This window comes from Aeromonas sp. DSM 116730, assembly GCF_046581335.1.
GTDB lineage: Bacteria > Pseudomonadota > Gammaproteobacteria > Enterobacterales > Aeromonadaceae > Aeromonas > Aeromonas rivipollensis.
Genome location: NZ_CP144265.1, coordinates 296,321 through 312,589, shown reverse-complemented (window position 1 = coordinate 312,589; position 16,269 = coordinate 296,321). Strand labels below are relative to the sequence as shown.

The window sequence follows — 16,269 nt, the reverse complement described above, 5'->3', positions numbered from 1 at the left end:
GGCACCGAGCCACAGGCCGTATGGAACAAGGCCAATCGCATGCTGGTTCATGGCTTAGCCCTTGGGCGGATACCATTTGTCGAGCAGCTCGGAGGAGCGTTGCAGCTCCTTCTGCCAGGTGTCTTTCTCCACCACTGTCGGCTTGAGCAGGATCACCAGCTCGACCTTCTTGGTGCTCTCCCGGCGGTTGGTAAAGGCCTCGCCGACCCAGGGAATGTCCCCCAGCAGCGGCACCTTGCTGACGATCTCCTGCTTGTCGGTCTTCATCAGGCCGCCGATGACGATGATGTCGCCGTTGTTGGCCTGCACCACGGTATCCGATTCACGAATGGAGCTCTTGGCGAGCGGCAGCACCAGGGGATCCGCAGTGCCGACGTTGATGGTCTTGCTCTGCTCCTCGGTGTCGATGACGGAGGGGTGGATGTGCAGCAGCACCCGGCCGGCCTCGTCGATCTGCGGGGTCACGTCCAGGGCTATGCCGGAGAAGAAGGGGGTCAGCTCCACGTTCGGCGTCACTATGGGCGCCGAGTTGCCCGAGGTGGTGGTGGTGGTCGAGGCGTTGGTGACGAAGTATTCGTCCGTCCCCACCTTGATCACCGCCTTCTGGTTGTTGGTGGCGGTGACGCGCGGGCTCGAGAGGGTGTTCACGTCCCCCTGGGTCTTGAGCAGGCTGACCGCCACGTTGAAGTTGCCATCGGAGATGGTGAAACCGGCGCCGCCCCCCAGGGCCCTGAAGATCTGGTTGGGGGTCGAGCCGATGGGGCTGTCTAGCAGGGAGCCGCCCCCCGTGATGCCCTTGTTGCCGTCCCAGCTGGCGGAGAGACCGCTCCAGTCCACCCCCTGTTCGTACCCCTCGTTGAGGGCCACCTCCAGGATCCGCGCCTCCAGCACCACCTGGCGCTTGAGGTGTTCACCGGACTGATCCAGGAACTCGCGCACCGCTTTCAGCTCCTTCGGATAGGCACGCACAGTGACCAGACCCGCCTGGGGGCTGGTGATGACGGCCCGGCCCTCGCCTGTGCCGATCAGGGTCTGCAGGGCGTCCCGCAGATCGCTCCAGTAGTCGTTGTTGCTGTCCGTCTCGATCCGGGTGCCGTTGCTGTTGTTGCTGTTGCCGTTGTCCCCGTTGGAGGAGCCGAGGTTGTTGTTGCCGTTGTTATTGTTGCCGCTGTTGTCGAAGTTGTTGTTGCCGTTATTGTTGTTGTCGTTGGCCGTCACCCCGCCGGTACTGACCGAGGTACGGGAGAGGCCGCGGCGGGCCATCATCAGGTAGTTGACCGGGATTGTCTCTGTGCGAAGGCCCGCCGGATAGACGTGAAACACGTTGCCCTTGCGTTGCACGTCGAAGCCATACATGTCGCCGACCGTGGCCAGCGCCTCCTGCAGGGTCACGTCTTTCAATTCCACCGAGATGGCACCGGCCACCCCGGGATGGACGGCGACGCTGTAGCGGGAGCCCTTGAACAGGGAGCCGAAGAACTCCACCGCATCGACATCATGGGCCGCGATGCGCAGCCGTTTCTCCGGAACGGCCAGGGGCTGCTGGGGGCGATTGAGCTGCAGCAGTTCGCTCTGCACCGAGGGAGGCAAAGTGGTCAGCGGCACGGTCGGGGTCTGCTCCTTCATGGCCTGCTTGAGGGCGTCTTTGGCCTGCACCGGTTCTGGGTGCTGATAGCTGGTACAAGCCGCCACCGCCAATGCTAGGGGAAGCAGACAGAAATGGTGTTTTTTCATGTTATTGGTGCACCTGACTCGCAATGAAACTCGACAAACCTGGCCCGCAGCATCCCGCGCGGAACCGACTTCACATCCGGATCTTGCTGCCAAACAGGGTCAGTGTCTGACGCTTGCCCGCCTTCTCCAGTACCACGGCATCGGCGCTGATGCCCACCAGCAGGAAACCGTCTATCCGCTGGCCCACCCGATAGCTCTGACCGTTGAGCACCGCCAGCGCCGGGCCGTTACCCAGGATGACGCTCTGCAACCTGGGCAGACCGGCCCCCTTGCTCGGGCTCGCCGCCGCGCCACTGCCGGCCAGAGGGGCGGTCGGATCCTGCAACACCTCAGCCTGAGCCAGCGGGCCCAGCAGGCAGCACAACAATGTCAGCCACTTAGCCACGAATGAACTCCTTGCTGGTGCTCAGGGTGTAGATCTCCATCTCCACCGCCGCCTTGGGGTGCTCGACCACCCTGTAGTCGAACCCTTTCCAGTAGAAGTGGCGGGGCAGTGCTTCCAGCGCCTTCAGGTACTGGTAGACATCGAAATAGCCCCCCTCCAGCTGGAGCCGGATCCCGTGCTTGAACAGGTTGGCCTTCTGCTCGCCGGCCATCAGCGGCTCGGGCTTGAGGGAAGTGAGCGCCAGCATATGCAGGTTGGCGGAGCGAGACAACAAGGCTTCCAGCACGGCCGGCATCTCGTGGGCCGGGATCAGATCCACCGTCTGGGCCTTGAGCTCGGCGTCCAGCCGACCGAGGGACGCCTCCACGCCGGCCAGTTGCTGGCGCACCTGGGCGTTGGGATCCCGCCCCAGCCGGGCCTGCTTGCCCTGATTCTCCAGGGTCAGGATCTCCAGATCCCGCTGCGCCGCCGTCAGCGCCTGCCGCTCCTGGCTCAGCCGGGTGTCGGCGGCATCCAGCCAGCCGTATATCCCGGCAGCCCCCAGCAGTATGGTGCCCGTCAGCAGGATCAAGACCCGCTCCCGCAGGCTGAGGGCGGCCACGCGCTGTGCCCAGGCCCGCCACTGTGCCGTCATCTCCATCATGGGGTCTCCCGTGCTATGCCGCTGAGCTGGAAGGCCAGCTGGCCTGCCTTGTCCCGGCTCAGGGTCAGCTCGCCAAACTGCTTGCCCGCCAGGGACGGGGTCTGCTTGAAGCGGTTCACCCAGGCAGGCACATCCTGACTGCGCTCGGCCACCCCGGAGAGGTTGATGTGCCCGTCACTTATCTCGATCCGTTGCAGGGAGAGGCGGGCATCCCGCAAACGGGCCAGATCCGCCATCACGCTGGCGTAGCCCTGGGATTTTTGCAGGGAGAGGCTGCCGAGCTGGCGTATCAGCGCCTGCTTGGCGGCCAGCTCCTCCCGCTTGTTGACCAACTGCTGTTGCAGCTGACCGTCCGCCTGATGGCGCGCCAGCGCGGCATCGAGCCGTGCTGCCTCACTGCGCTGCACATCGAGCAGCGCACGTACCTGGGCCAGCTCACGGTCGACGCCCTTCTGTTGCCAGCCATAGAAAAAGGTGGCCGCAATCAGCAGCAGCAGGCAGCCACCCCAGACCAGGGCCATCTGATTGAGGCTGGCCCACAGGCGCCTTGGCCTGAATTCGGCGCCATAGAGGTTGATATGGTGCTTCATCCTTCGCTCCTGCCAAGGGCGGCGCCGTAAGCGGAGAGATACTCGACGCCTGCGAGCCACTGGGTCTTGTTGGCCATGGCGGTGTGAAGGGTGAGGTCAGAAACCCGGCTCATCGTTCGCCTCCCAGGGCCGCACCATAGGCGCAGAGGTATTCAACACCGGCCAGCACCGCCTTGTTGGCCATGGCGGACACAGGGAAGCCGAACGCCTGCTCCAGGTGGCGCACCAGGGTGCCGATGAAGGGGGAGCCGATGGCGAGCTGCATCTGGCCCGGCTCAGGCAGCTTGAGCTGACCCGCCAGGTAGTCGAGGGAGCGCTGGATCTCCAGCGTCAGCCCGTCGAGCATCCCCTGATCGGGCTCATGGGCACCGGTGAGGCTGACAAAGCCGCGCAGCGGGCGCGAGAAGCAGAGACCTCCCCGATAAAAGACCAGCAGTTGCAACTCCTGCCCCCTGGGCTGCCAGAGCAGCATGCGCACCGTCTGGTCCGCTTCGTAGAGGGCCGTCATGGCCAGCTCGTCGCTGACGATGGCCTCCAGGGTCGCCACGCCGTTGACCGCGTCCGCCAGCTGCTGCACCCGGCTCTTGGGAACGCAGATCACGTTGATCCTGGGCCGGCCCGCTGGGGGAGTCGGCAGATCCACATAATCCATGGCGAGCTGCAACACGGGTTCGTTGACGAAATCCTTGATGGCCCAGGGCAGGGCCCCCGCCATCTCGGCATCTGGCACGGCGGGCTTGTCGATCTGGATCTGCTGATAAAGGCTGGCGGCCAGGGCCACCCGCACCTTAGACTTGGCCAGGCCATGCTGGGCAAACAGCTCCCCCATGGCCTTGGGCCAGTCGTTAGGGCCATTGATGGCGCGACTGGTAAAAATGGGGACGGGTTCCACACAAGCCAGCAGGATGCGATCGCTGGCCAGCAGGAGTCCCACCTGATGGCAGGGGGGCGAACGTCGGAAAAGTGACTTCATCGAGACCTGGACCTGACCGCATGAAACGGACTAAACCTTAACATAAACAGGCCATTAGCCTCCATATTTATGACAAACGATGCATTGACCGCCAAGAGGGCGTCCTTAGGGGATGCCATCCTGGCCCCCGCCCGGCTCCCCTCGCCCCTGCACCCTATCCACCACCCTCTGCTGGATGCCCAGGGCGTGCGGCTCTGGTGCAAGCGGGATGATCTGATCCACCCGACCCTCTCCGGCAACAAGTGGCGCAAGCTCAAGTACCACCTGCAACAGGCGCAGACGCAGGGCAAGACCCACCTGCTGTCGTTTGGGGGGGCCTACTCCAATCACATCCACGCCCTGGCGGCGGCCGGACTCAGGTCCGGGCTGCGCACCACGGGCATCATACGCGGTGAAGCCGACACCGTCAGCAACGCAACCCTGAGTGCGGCCAAAGGCTGGGGAATGGATCTCGTTTTTGTCGACCGCCAGAGCTATCGGCTGCGCCAGGATCCGGACTGGCTGGCCCAGTTCGAGGCGCCGGACACCCTGATAGTGCCGGAAGGGGGCAGCAGCCCGCTCGCCATCCCCGGGGTGGCCGAGCTGGTGGCCGAGGTGCCCTTCTCGCCGGATCTCTGGGTGCTGCCCTGCGCCAGCGGCGGCACCCTGGCAGGGCTCATCGCGGGCAAGCGGGAAAGAGAGCAGATCCTCGCCATCGCCGTGCTCAAGGGGGGCGCCTTCCTCCACGATGAGGTGTGCCGGCTCAACCCGGCGGCGGCCACCACCGGCGGCTGGCGGATAGCCCAGGAGCACCACGACGGCGGCTACGCCAGGTTCAGCCCGGCCCTGTGGCAGTGGGTGCAGGCATTCAGCGCCCACACAGGCCTGCCGCTGGAGCCCATCTACAGTGGCAAGGCGATGTGGGGACTGTTTCGGGAGCTGGCCGCGGGCCGGATCCCCCGCGGCAGCCAGGTGGTCTTCATCCACACCGGCGGCCTGCAGGGGCTGGTGGGTCTCAGGGAGCAGGGCAGGCTGTAAGCCAGGGCGATTCAGGGGCCCGGAGAGGGGCCGGGTCGGCCACTGAACCAATCGGGCCCGTCAGGCGGGCATCACCAGCCGCTCTGGTTCGGCGAACCAGGGCCCCTGGCCCGCGTGCACGCCGAGGTGGCGCAGCATCTTCCACTCGTCGCCGCTCTCCACCCCCACCGCAATCACCCGGGCCTGGGTATTGGCACAGCCCCCCACCAGGCTGCGCACCGCCATCTGGTTGACCTGACGAAGGTGGATTTCCCGCACCAGGCTGGGGTGCAGCTTGAGGAAGTGGATCTCGAACTCCTTGATGTACTGGGTGCTCACCACATCCTGGCCGGCATGATCTATGGCCAGTCGGCACCCCAGCATGCGCAGCGCCCGCAGTGGCCGCTTGAGCGCCTCGTAGTGACGGGTCACCTGGGACTCGGACAGTTGCAGTATCAACCCCTCATTGATGCTGCGCGGCAACTGGAACAGCTCGAAGAAGAGCTCCCGCTGGAACTCCCGGTTGAGCAGGTTCTGGGCGCTGAGGGACAGACTGACGGGGCAGCTCGACTCAGGTCGCTGGCGCAGCAGGCGAAGGGTCTGGGTGACCACCAGCCGGTCCAGCGGCAACAGCAGGCCGGCCTTCTCCGCCATGGGCATGAAGACCCCCGCCTGCAACTCCCGCCCCTGCTCGTCATGGAGGCGGATCAGCAGCTCCTGTTGCAGCACCACCTGATCCCGCTCCTGCTGCACAGATTGCAGATAGAAGGAGATCCCCTGCTCCTCGATGCGACGGTTGATCAGGGTGCGCCAACGCACAGTCCCCTTGTTGCTCGCCTCTTCGTCCAGGGACTTCTCGTAGAGGAACCAGCCGCTGTGGCCCTGCAGCCGCGCGCTCTTGAGGGCCAGCTCGGCCTCTTCCTGCACCTTGAGCAGGGAGTCCTCCGCCTGATAACAGACGGCGCCGAGGTAGACGGCCGTCTCCAGATTGACCGACTCGGGCCAGTGCAGCCGCTGCAGACTCTTGAGCAGCTGGCTGGCGCCGTCCACCATCTCGCTCTCGGACATGTTGGGCAGCAGCACGGCAAAGACCTGACCGGCGTAGCGGGCCTGCAGGGCGCCGCTGTGCTTGCGCACGAAGGTACCGATGGAGGCGCTCGCCTCCATCAGCAGATCCTGGCTCGGGCGTCCGTTCAGCTCGGGATCCAGCTCCTCCAGCCCCGCCAGCTCGATCAGCAGGACACCGCCGCTGATCACGCTCGCCTCCATGATGGCGTTTTCCAGCCGGTTGTCGAAGAAGAGGCGGTTGCCTATGCCGGTCGTCTTGTCGACGAAGGCGTTGCTGCGGATGAAGTTGTCGAACCGGCTGCGCTCCTTGCGGGCATCGGCCAGTTCGGCCAGCAGATGGGTGAGGGCCTGGCTGGCGGAGAGGGGCCACTCGTCGGCGGGATCATGGGCCAGCTTGGTCAGCTTGCCATCCAGGATCAGCTGGGCCCGCTCCGCCAGCAGCTCGGCACCGCGCAACTGCTGGCGCAGCCAGCGGATGGAGTACCAGAGGCCGAACACCACTATGAAGACCCCGAGGGAGATGCCGAACATGGCCTGCATGGAGTACTCGAACTCCTTGAAGGGCCTGTCCAGCTTGAACTCGGCCTGCATGCCGGCCTGATTGGGAATGGCCTTGCTGTAGGGGATCAGCAGACTCTCGTCCGTCTGCTGCTGCACATCGCGAAACCAGTAGACCCGCTGACTGTCCTGGCGGATCTCCAGCTCGACCACGTGGGAGGCCCGCAGCAGGGAGGGCAGCCAGCGGGCAAGGGCTTGCTGGTCATCGGTCACCCCTAGCTGCTTGTCGATGATCTCCACCAGGGAGTCGACCCGGTTTTGCTGCAGCTCCATCCCCATCTGGCGGAAACTGAATACCCCGCCGAGCATCACCACGGCCATGGCCGAGATCACGCACAGCGTAATAAAAGAGACGAGTTGAGTGGTCAGTTTCATGTGCCTTTCCGTAGCCGACAGCATCCATAAGGCCTCATGGTATCAGCCTTGGCCAAACCCCGCCTACGGTTGAAGATCCCGCTTCTGCAAATAAGCGTCAGGGCCCTTCATGCCCGGGGGCGGGCCGCTTGTGAGGGAAGAGACTCGGGGGAGGGGAAAATCGGGCCGCCAGCTGGGCAGCAGACAGAAAAATGGTCCCACTGCGGGGACCAAAAGAAACACTCATATCAAAACTAACACTCTGTGCTACTGACAAAAATAGATACAGGAGTATTGAACACACGGTGAGTCAAACCGCACCGCTACTCTAGCCATTTCAGATAAGCTGGACAATTGTCATTTATGACAGGTCAGCGATTGAATCTTCACCACTCGTTTTGTCATATTGTTGTTTATCAATGAATTATGAATGTTGTTCCAAGTGTGACCGATACAACTCAAATTGATGCAGCTAATGCTATGATGTTGCCATCCATTTGTATCCCATGCACCCATCAGGCAGGTACCCCTTGCGACGAGCCTCTCCCTTCTGGATCAGTCTGCTGCTGCTCTGCCTGCCCGTGCTGGCGAGCCTGCCCCTCAGCCAGCTGCTGGGCAATCCTCTGGCCCACCAGCTGCTGCAACAGAAGAAGGCGCAGATAGAGGCCGCGCTGGCGGAGCGCCACGAGGCGCTGGATCAGAGCATTCGCTCCCAGCTCTCCAGGTTCGCCTTCGATTGCGGCCCCGCAGACATGGCCCTGCTGCGGGATCCCCGTTTCTACAGTCGCCACATCCGGCTGCAGGGGCTCAAGCTCGCCTCCGGCGGCGGTTGTTCCAGTCTGGGGGAGGATTTCCCCCTTGCCACTGTCGAGCTGCCCCCCTATCCCGAGCAGGAGCAGTTTGGTCTCGCGGCCACCCAGCCCCGCTTCAACACCGAGCAGGAGGTCGTCGCCTATTACAGGAAGGGTGGCAATGTCGCCTATTGGGTGCTGAACAACAGCTGGAGCCACGATCAGCTGCAATCCCCCTGCCCGGGCTGCTTCTATCTCGAGTTTGGCCAGCAGAGTCCGGGCAAGGTCACCACCTTCTTCCCCCGTGGCGACAAGTCCATCAAGCAGGAGCCTGGCAACCAGAGCCTGAGCTTCTTCGATCCGGATCCCCAGATCAGGCAGACCCTGTGGGCGGGCAAGGCGCTGGAGGAGTATGCGAAGCGGCAGGCCCGCCACTATGGCCTCTTGTATGGCGGCGCGCTGGGACTCCTGCTGGTCGCCGCCTACTGGGTGCTGCGCAACTACCGCCGCTCCCTCAAGGGGCTGCTGCAGGCAGCCCTGGTGCGGCGCGAGTTCGTCCCCTTCTATCAACCCATAGTGGACAGTCGCAGCAAAAAGGTGGTCGGTTTCGAGGCGCTGCTGCGCTGGCAGCGGGGTCGGGAGCTGGTGCCCCCAGGCACCTTCATCGACTATGCGGAGGAGCAGGGGCTGATCCTGCCCATGACGGAGCAACTGCTGGAGAGGGTCATCGCGGACCTGCCCTGGCTGGAGCCGACCCAGTGGGTCAGCGTCAACATAGTGGCCGCCCACCTGGAGCAACCCAATCTGCGGCCCCTGTTGCAGCGCCACGACTGGCCCTCCCCGGCCAGACTCACCTTCGAGCTGACCGAGCGCAAGCCGATCACCGATATCAAGGCGGCCATGGGGGAGATAGCGCAGCTCCAGGAGAAGGGGTATCACTTCAAGCTGGATGACTTCGGCACAGGTTATGGCGGTTTCGCCTACCTGCAGCGCCTCGGCATCCGCCAGATCAAGATCGACAAGATGTTCGTCGACACCATTGGCACAGACGATCTCAAGCGCACCCTGCTGGACTCCATCATCGCCTTCGGCCACGAATCCGACATGGAGATGATAGCCGAGGGGGTCGAGACTCTGGAGCAGGTCGACTACCTGCACCGCCATGGAGTCCACCTGATCCAGGGCTATGTCTATGCCAAACCCATGGCCCTGACCAAGTTGAAGATCTGGCTGCTGGCATGGCGGCAGAGCCAGCCCGGCGGGCAGTGAGAGAGCAACATCAGGGTCCCCGCCCGGGGATCCTCATCTCTTGCAACAAAATGATTCTCCTCTGACGGGACAACTCCCTTTATCATGGACTGGCGCGCCACCCCTGTGGCGCGACCTGTTGTCTCCCTACCCGTCGGCCACGGCCGCCCCGAGATGAGAACCACTGCCTATGAAGTCCTTTATCCGGCAAGAGATTGCCCTGCCCGTTGGCCTGCTGACCCTGCTCTTCTTCAAGACCTTGGGCAGCGACCTGCTGACAGAAGCAACCCCCCTTGCGGTTTACCTGCCGGTGTCACTGGCCCTGCTCGCCATCGTCACCTGGGCCATCTTCTCCGTCGTGCGTCACTCCGACGCCCTGGCCATCAAGCTGGGTGAACCTTTCGGCACCCTGATCCTCACCCTGTCGGTCATCTCCCTCGAGGTGGTGATGATCTCCTCCGTGATGCTGACCGGCGACCCCAACCCCACCATGGCCCGCGACACCATGTTCGCCGTGGTGATGCTGGTGACCAACGGCCTGGTCGGCTTCACCCTGCTGTTTGGCGGCTGGCGCTATCACACCCAGAACTTCAATCTGGACGGGGTCAAATCCTACCTGGTCGCCATCATTCCCCTGGCCCTGCTCTGCCTGGTGCTGCCGAACTTCACCCGGGGCGGAACCCTGGGCAGCATGTCCAGCGCCATGTCCTGGATGCTGATCATCATCTCGGTGCTGCTCTACGGCGTCTTCCTGCTGATCCAGACCCGCAGCCACAGCCACTTCTTCGTCGACAGCGACCACGAGGACCACGAGGAACACCACGGCATACTACGCAGCAACGTCTATCACACCCTGCTGCTGCTCGCCTACCTGGTGGTGGTGATACTGCTGGCCAAGACGCTGGCCATCCCCATCAACTATGGGGTCCATGTGCTGGAGGCCCCGGCGGCCCTGGGCGGCTTCATCGTGGCCTGTATAGTGCTCGCGCCTGAGGCTGTCGGCGCCATCAAGGCCGCCTTCAACAACCAGTTGCAGCGCGCCATGAACCTCTACTTCGGTTCCGTGCTGGCCACCATAGCCCTGACGGTCCCCTCTGTGCTGTTCATCGGCTCCCTGCTCGGGCAGGAGGTGCGCCTCGGCCTCTCCGCCGCCGACATGGTGCTGCTCATCACCACTCTCATGGTCTGTAAAGTGACCTTCAGCAGTGGCCGCACCAATGTGCTCCATGGCGCCACCCACCTGGTGTTGTTCGTCGTTTATCTGTTCCTGATGTTCGAGCACGAATAGCCGGCGCCAGCGCCCAGCGATGCTGTTCGTGGTCTAGCTGTTACTGATGTTCGAACACGAATAACCGCATCCAACCAATGCCAGAAACGCAAAGACCGCCCATCGGGCGGTCTTTTGTTATGGGCGGATAGCAGCTTAGAGGCTCGGCAGCACCCCGGCCGGGATCAGATCGTTGTAGCTGGCTCGACCCAGCAGGGCGGCGGCGGCCTCGATGTCCGGCGAGAAGTACCTGTCCTTGTCATAGAAGCTGACCTCTTCACGCAGTCGTCCCTTGGCCAGCTCGATGAGCTCTGTGCTGCGCAGGGGGGCGCGGAAGTCCAGCCCCTGGGCGGCGGCGAGCAGCTCGACCGCCAGTATGCCGCGGGTGTTCTCCGCCATGTCCGCCAGACGGCGACCGGCGAAGGTGGCCATGGAGACGTGATCCTCCTGGTTGGCTGAGGTGGGCAGGCTGTCCACCGAGGCCGGGTGGGCCAGCGTCTTGTTCTCGGAGGCGAGCGCCGCCGAGGTGACCTGGGCGATCATGAAGCCGGAATTCACACCGCCGTTGTTGACCAGGAAGGCCGGCAGGCCCGACATCCGGGAATCGATCAGCAGCGCCATGCGTCGCTCGGACAGCGAGCCGATTTCCGCGATGGCCAGGGCCAGGTTGTCGGCGGCGAAGGCCACCGGCTCGGCGTGGAAGTTACCACCGGAGAGGATCTCCTCATCCTCGGCAAACACCAGGGGATTGTCGGAGACCGCATTGGCCTCGCACACCAGCACCTCGGCGGCGTGGCGGATCTGGGCCAGACAGGCCCCCATCACCTGGGGTTGGCAGCGCAACGAGTAGGGATCCTGCACCTTCTCGCAGTTGTGATGGGACATGCCGATCTCGCTGCCATCCACCAGCAGGTGGCGGTAGCAGGCGGCGGCCTCGATCTGGCCGCGCTGACCGCGCACCTCATGGATGCGGGCATCGAACGGACGGCGACTGCCCAGAGCCGCCTCCACACTCATGGCACCTATGGTGATGGCGCCGGCGAACAGATCCTCGGCGTGGAACAGCCCCTCCAGCGCGAACGCCGTGCTGGCCTGGGTGCCATTGAGCAGCGCCAGCCCCTCCTTGGGTGCCAGGGCGATGGGCTCCAGGCCCGCAATCTTGAGTGCAGTGGCGGCGTCGATCAGCTCGCCCTTGTGGCGGGCCTTGCCCTCTCCGATCAGCAGGCAGCTCATGTGGGCCAGGGGGGCCAGGTCGCCGGAGGCGCCGACGGAGCCCTTCTTCGGCACCACAGGATAGACTTCGGCGTTGATGAGGGTCATCAGGGCCTCGAGCACCGTCAGGCGGATGCCGGAGAAGCCCCGCGCCAGCGAGTTGACCTTGAGCACCATCATCAGCCGCACTGTGGCGTCATCCATGTACTCGCCAATCCCTGCTGCATGGGAGAGCACTATGGAGCGCTGCAGTTCATCCAGCTGTTCCACCGGGATGCGGGTGTTGGCCAGCAGACCAAAGCCGGTGTTGATGCCGTACACCACGCGGTTTTGCTCGATCACCTTTGTAACCACGGCTGCGGAGGCGTGGATCCCCGGCAGGGCGGACGAGTCCAGGCTGACATGGACAGGCTCGCGGCTGACGCGGCGCAGGGTGGCGAGGCAGAGCTTGCCCGGTTGCAGATTGAGTTCAAACATCTTATTTCACCCCTTTGCCAGCTGTGTTCAGCATCGGCAGATCCAGTTTCGCCTCTTGGGCACAGTTGATGGCAATCTCGTAGCCCGCGTCCGCGTGACGCATCACGCCGGTGGCCGGGTCGTTGCGCAGCACACGGCCGACCCGCTTGGCGGCGTCGTCGCTGCCGTCACAGACGATCACCACCCCGGAGTGCTGGGAGAAGCCCATGCCGACCCCACCACCGTGGTGCAGGGAGACCCAGGTCGCGCCACCTGCGGTGTTCAGCAGGGCGTTGAGCAGCGGCCAGTCGGAGACGGCATCGGAGCCATCCATCATGGATTCGGTCTCCCGGTTCGGGCTCGCCACCGAGCCGGAGTCCAGGTGGTCGCGGCCGATGACCACGGGCGCTTTCAGCTCGCCATTCTTCACCATCTCGTTGAAGGCCAGGCCCAGGCGCACCCGATCCTTGACCCCGACCCAGCAGATCCGCGCCGGCAGGCCCTGGAAGGCGATGCGCTCGCGGGCCATGTCGAGCCAGTTGTGCAGGTGGGGATCGTCCGGGATCAACTCTTTGACCTTCTGATCCGTCTTGTAGATGTCTTCCGGATCCCCGGACAGCGCCACCCAGCGGAAGGGACCTATGCCCTCGCAGAACAGCGGGCGTATATAGGCCGGTACGAAGCCCGGGAAGTCGAAGGCATTTTTCACCCCTTCTTCCAGCGCCATCTGGCGGATGTTGTTGCCGTAATCCAGCGTGGCCGCACCACGGGCTTGCAGGGTCAGCATGGCTTCCACCTGGCGCGCCATGGAGTGACGAGCCGCCTGGTTCACCTCCTGGGGGGCGGATTTTTGCAGCTCACGCCACTTAGGCAAGCTCCAGCCCTGGGGCAGGTAGCCGTGGATGGGATCGTGGGCCGAGGTCTGGTCGGTCACCACGTCCGGGGTGATGCCACGGGCCACCAGCTCGGCGAAGACGTCGGCGGCGTTGCCGAGCAGGCCGACGGAGACGGCAGTGCCGCTGCGTTTGGCTTCCTCGACCATGGCCAGCGCCTCATCCAGGCTGTGGGCCTTCTTGTCGACGTAGCGGGTCTTCAAGCGGAAATCGATGCGGGTCTCGTCGCACTCCACGGCGATCATGGAGAAACCGGCCATGGTGGCGGCCAGGGGCTGGGCACCGCCCATGCCACCCAGGCCGCCGGTGAGGATCCAGCGTCCTTTCGGTTCGCCGTTGAAGTGCTGATTGGCCACCGCGAAGAAGGTCTCGTAGGTGCCCTGCACTATCCCCTGGGTACCTATGTAGATCCAGGAGCCGGCGGTCATCTGGCCGTACATCATCAGGCCCTTCTTATCGAGCTCGTTGAAGTGCTCCCAGTTGGCCCAGTGGGGCACCAGGTTGGAGTTGGCGATCAGCACCCGGGGCGCGTCCTTGTGGGTCTGGAACACCCCGACCGGCTTGCCGGATTGCACCAGCAGGGTCTGGTCGTCCTCGAGACGGGTCAGCACCTCGACTATCTTGTCGTAGCAGGCCCAGTTGCGGGCGGCGCGGCCTATACCGCCATAGACCACCAGGGACTGGGGATGCTCGGCCACTTCCGGATCCAGGTTGTTCATCAGCATCCGCAGGGGCGCCTCGGTCAGCCAGCTCTTGGCGGTCAGCTCGGTGCCACGGGGGGCACGGATGACCCGGCTCGGGTCGTGACGGGGATCCTGGTGTTGCACAGACATAGACACTCCTTGTTTATCAATGCAGCCGCCATGCGGGGGCACAGTGCCCCCTGGCGAGTCGGCCGGCTACTTGGTTAGTTGATGGACCAGCCGGGCGGCCACGCGGGCGCTGCGGTTGTCCAGATCCAGACTCGGGTTGTACTCGGCCAGATCGGCAAGCCTGAGCTTGCCGCTGGCCCGGATATGGGCGATCAGGGGTTCGATGACGGCCAGCTCGACGCCGCGGGCGGCGGGGGCGCTCACCCCCGGCATCAGGTTGGCGGGCAGCACGTCCAGATCTATGGTGAGGTAGAGGTGATCGCAGCGAGCGATAAAGGCGTCCAGCCCCGCCAGCAACACCGGCAGCTCGGCCTGGGTCATCTCCTCGTCCAGCACATGCCAGACCCCCAGCGTCTCCGCGCGGGCAAAGAGCGCCGCCGTGTTGGCGGTCTCGGCCACCCCGAGGCAGGCGTAAGTAAAGGGCGTGCCCTGGGCGGCGCACTGCTCGGCTATCTGGAAGAAGGGGGTGCCCGAGCTTGCCTGCTCCTGCTTCATGCGCAGATCGAAGTGGGCATCGAAGTTGATGATGCCGACCCGGCCCTTGCCACCCAGATGGCGATTGAGGCCGCTCCAGCTGCCGAAGGCCACCTCGTGGCCACCTCCCAGCACCAGCGGGAAGTGACCCAGATCCAGCGCACGGGCAACCCGCTCGGCCAGCCTGTCGTGGGCGGCATCGAGATCGCCGTCCTCGCAGACCAGATCGCCGCCGTCATGGACGGGACGGCTCAGATGCCAGGCACTGTTGGCGAGCAGCTTGCGCACCGCCAGCGGGGCAGCGGCGGCGCCGACCCGCCCCTTGTTGCGGCGCACCCCTTCGTCACAGGCAAAACCGAGCAGCACCACGCCGGGCTCACTGTCGGCTTGCCAGGGTTGCACCTTGTTGTGCCAGCGCAGGGCCAGTTCACCATCTTCCGGATCCTGGCGCCCCTGCCAGACCGACATGTCGGCCACGTTGAACTTATCCATGGAGCGTCTCCTCCCCGTTGAGAACCCGGCTGACCAGCTGATCGACCCCGATCAGGTAGCTGATCTCCGAGGGGTGGGCACAATTCCAGACCAGAAAATCGGCCTGCATGCCCACTCTCAGCTGCCCCAGACGCTCCTGCTCGCCGAGCGCCCGGGCGGCGTGGCGGGTCACCCCGGCCATGGCCTCGACCGGGGTCAGGCCGAACAGGGTGCAGGCCATGTTCATGGCCATGCGCAGGGAGACGATGGGGGCAGTGCCCGGGTTGATGTCGGAGGAGACTGCCATGGGCACGCCCGCCTTGCGCAGGGCGGCAACCGGCGGCAGCTTGGTCTCTTTGAGGAAGTAGAAAGCGGTGGGCAGCAGGGTGGCGACCACGCCACGGTGGGCCAGCGCCTGGATCCCGTCCTGATCCAGATACTCCAGGTGATCCACCGAGAGGGCACCGAAGTTGGCGGCGAGCGTGCTGCCCCCCAGGTTGGAGAGTTGCTCCATGTGCCCCTTCACCGCGAGATTGTATTGATCCGCCGCCAGATAGACCTGCTCTGTCTGGGCCAGGGAGAAGCCGATGTGCTCGCAGAAAACATCCACCGCATCCGCCAGACCCGCCTCGGCAGCCGCCGGGATGATCTCCTGGCAGATGGTCTCGACCCAGGAGTCGGGATCGTCGCGATATTCAGGCGGCACCGCATGGGCGGCCAGCAGGGTAGTCTTGACCCGAATGGGCAGCGCCTCCCCCAGCCGGCGGGCGACCCGCAGCATCTTGAGCTCGTCCGCCAGGGTGAGGCCATAGCCGGACTTGATCTCCACAGTGGTGACCCCTTCCCGGATCAGGGACTTGATCCTCGGCACCGCCAGCTCATAGAGCTGATCCTCGCTGGCCGCGCGGGTGGCCCGTACGGTGGAGAGTATGCCACCCCCCTTGCGGGCGATGTCGCTGTAGGGCACGCCCTGCTGGCGCAGCTCGAACTCCTCGGCCCGGCTGCCGGCAAAGATGAGGTGGGTGTGGCAATCGATGAGGCCAGGAGTCACCAGCCTGCCCTTCATGTCACGCCAGTGGGCGGGATGGGGTCCCTTGAGATCCTGCATGGGGACCAGGGCGTGGATCCTGCCTTCATGCACGCCGAGGGCATGGGGTTCCAGCAGACCGTAGTCCGCCAGATCGGAGCGCAGGGTGGCGGGTGTCACGTTGAGCCAGACCCGCTCGCAGTTCAACAGTTCCTTGTTCATACCGACCTCTAAATGTATATACAATAATTTATAGC

At 64.3% G+C, this 16,269-nt stretch carries 13 protein-coding genes; 3 read left to right on the top strand and 10 right to left on the bottom strand.

Going from position 1 to position 16,269, the window contains the following annotated elements; translation table 11 throughout:
- Positions 1–54: 54 nt before the first annotated feature.
- From mshL to Aeroheme_RS01530, 5 genes are all read right to left on the bottom strand, one after another.
- On the bottom strand, positions 55–1,734 hold the full coding sequence (mshL, locus tag Aeroheme_RS01550; RefSeq protein ID WP_411166575.1) for a pilus (MSHA type) biogenesis protein MshL: 1,680 nt from the start codon (positions 1,732–1,734) through the stop codon (positions 55–57).
- 70 nt (positions 1,735–1,804) lie between these two features.
- Positions 1,805–2,119: an MSHA biogenesis protein MshK gene (locus tag Aeroheme_RS01545; protein ID WP_043129479.1), complete on the bottom strand. Its 315-nt coding sequence runs from the start codon at positions 2,117–2,119 to the stop codon at positions 1,805–1,807.
- Positions 2,112–2,759: an MSHA biogenesis protein MshJ gene (locus Aeroheme_RS01540; RefSeq protein ID WP_106887810.1), complete on the bottom strand. Its 648-nt coding sequence runs from the start codon at positions 2,757–2,759 to the stop codon at positions 2,112–2,114. Before Aeroheme_RS01540 ends, Aeroheme_RS01545 begins: the two co-directional genes overlap by 8 nt.
- On the bottom strand, positions 2,759–3,352 hold the full coding sequence (locus Aeroheme_RS01535; protein WP_411166574.1) for a PilN domain-containing protein: 594 nt from the start codon (positions 3,350–3,352) through the stop codon (positions 2,759–2,761). The genes Aeroheme_RS01540 and Aeroheme_RS01535 overlap by 1 nt, the downstream gene beginning before the upstream one ends.
- 109 nt (positions 3,353–3,461) lie before the next feature.
- Complete coding sequence (locus Aeroheme_RS01530) at positions 3,462–4,325, bottom strand: MSHA biogenesis protein MshI (RefSeq protein ID WP_411166573.1); 864 nt, start codon at positions 4,323–4,325, stop codon at positions 3,462–3,464.
- Positions 4,326–4,394: 69 nt separating this feature from the next.
- On the opposite strand from Aeroheme_RS01530, the gene Aeroheme_RS01525 reads away from it, so the two are divergent.
- A complete protein-coding gene (locus Aeroheme_RS01525) occupies positions 4,395–5,342 on the top strand; it encodes a 1-aminocyclopropane-1-carboxylate deaminase/D-cysteine desulfhydrase (RefSeq protein WP_411166572.1) in 948 nt (315 codons plus the stop codon).
- A 60-nt stretch (positions 5,343–5,402) separates the two neighbouring features.
- On the opposite strand, the gene Aeroheme_RS01520 is transcribed toward Aeroheme_RS01525, so the two are convergent.
- Entirely contained in the window at positions 5,403–7,322 is a 1,920-nt protein-coding gene (locus Aeroheme_RS01520; protein ID WP_168236240.1) for an EAL domain-containing protein, read from the bottom strand.
- Positions 7,323–7,831: 509 nt separating this feature from the next.
- On the opposite strand from Aeroheme_RS01520, the gene Aeroheme_RS01515 reads away from it, so the two are divergent.
- Positions 7,832–9,361 carry an EAL domain-containing protein gene (locus tag Aeroheme_RS01515; protein WP_205597110.1) on the top strand — a complete coding sequence of 510 codons (1,530 nt, stop codon included), beginning with the start codon at positions 7,832–7,834 and terminating at the stop codon, positions 9,359–9,361.
- Between the two features lie 169 nt (positions 9,362–9,530).
- Positions 9,531–10,628 carry a calcium:proton antiporter gene (locus Aeroheme_RS01510; protein ID WP_163137290.1) on the top strand — a complete coding sequence of 366 codons (1,098 nt, stop codon included), beginning with the start codon at positions 9,531–9,533 and terminating at the stop codon, positions 10,626–10,628.
- 135 nt (positions 10,629–10,763) lie between these two features.
- Here the strand turns inward: Aeroheme_RS01510 and hutH are convergent, their stop codons facing one another.
- From hutH to hutI, 4 genes are all read right to left on the bottom strand, one after another.
- Positions 10,764–12,296, bottom strand: coding sequence for a histidine ammonia-lyase (hutH, locus tag Aeroheme_RS01505; protein ID WP_111910776.1), 1,533 nt, complete (start codon positions 12,294–12,296; stop codon positions 10,764–10,766).
- Between the two features lies 1 nt (position 12,297).
- Positions 12,298–14,001, bottom strand: coding sequence for a urocanate hydratase (gene hutU / locus Aeroheme_RS01500; protein ID WP_411166571.1), 1,704 nt, complete (start codon positions 13,999–14,001; stop codon positions 12,298–12,300).
- A gap of 66 nt (positions 14,002–14,067) precedes the next feature.
- On the bottom strand, positions 14,068–15,006 hold the full coding sequence (gene hutG / locus Aeroheme_RS01495; protein WP_411166570.1) for a formimidoylglutamase: 939 nt from the start codon (positions 15,004–15,006) through the stop codon (positions 14,068–14,070).
- Positions 14,999–16,234 (bottom strand): imidazolonepropionase, encoded by a 1,236-nt coding sequence (gene hutI / locus Aeroheme_RS01490; protein ID WP_163137293.1) that lies wholly within the window; start codon positions 16,232–16,234, stop codon positions 14,999–15,001. Before hutI ends, hutG begins: the two co-directional genes overlap by 8 nt.
- Positions 16,235–16,269 lie beyond the last annotated feature (35 nt).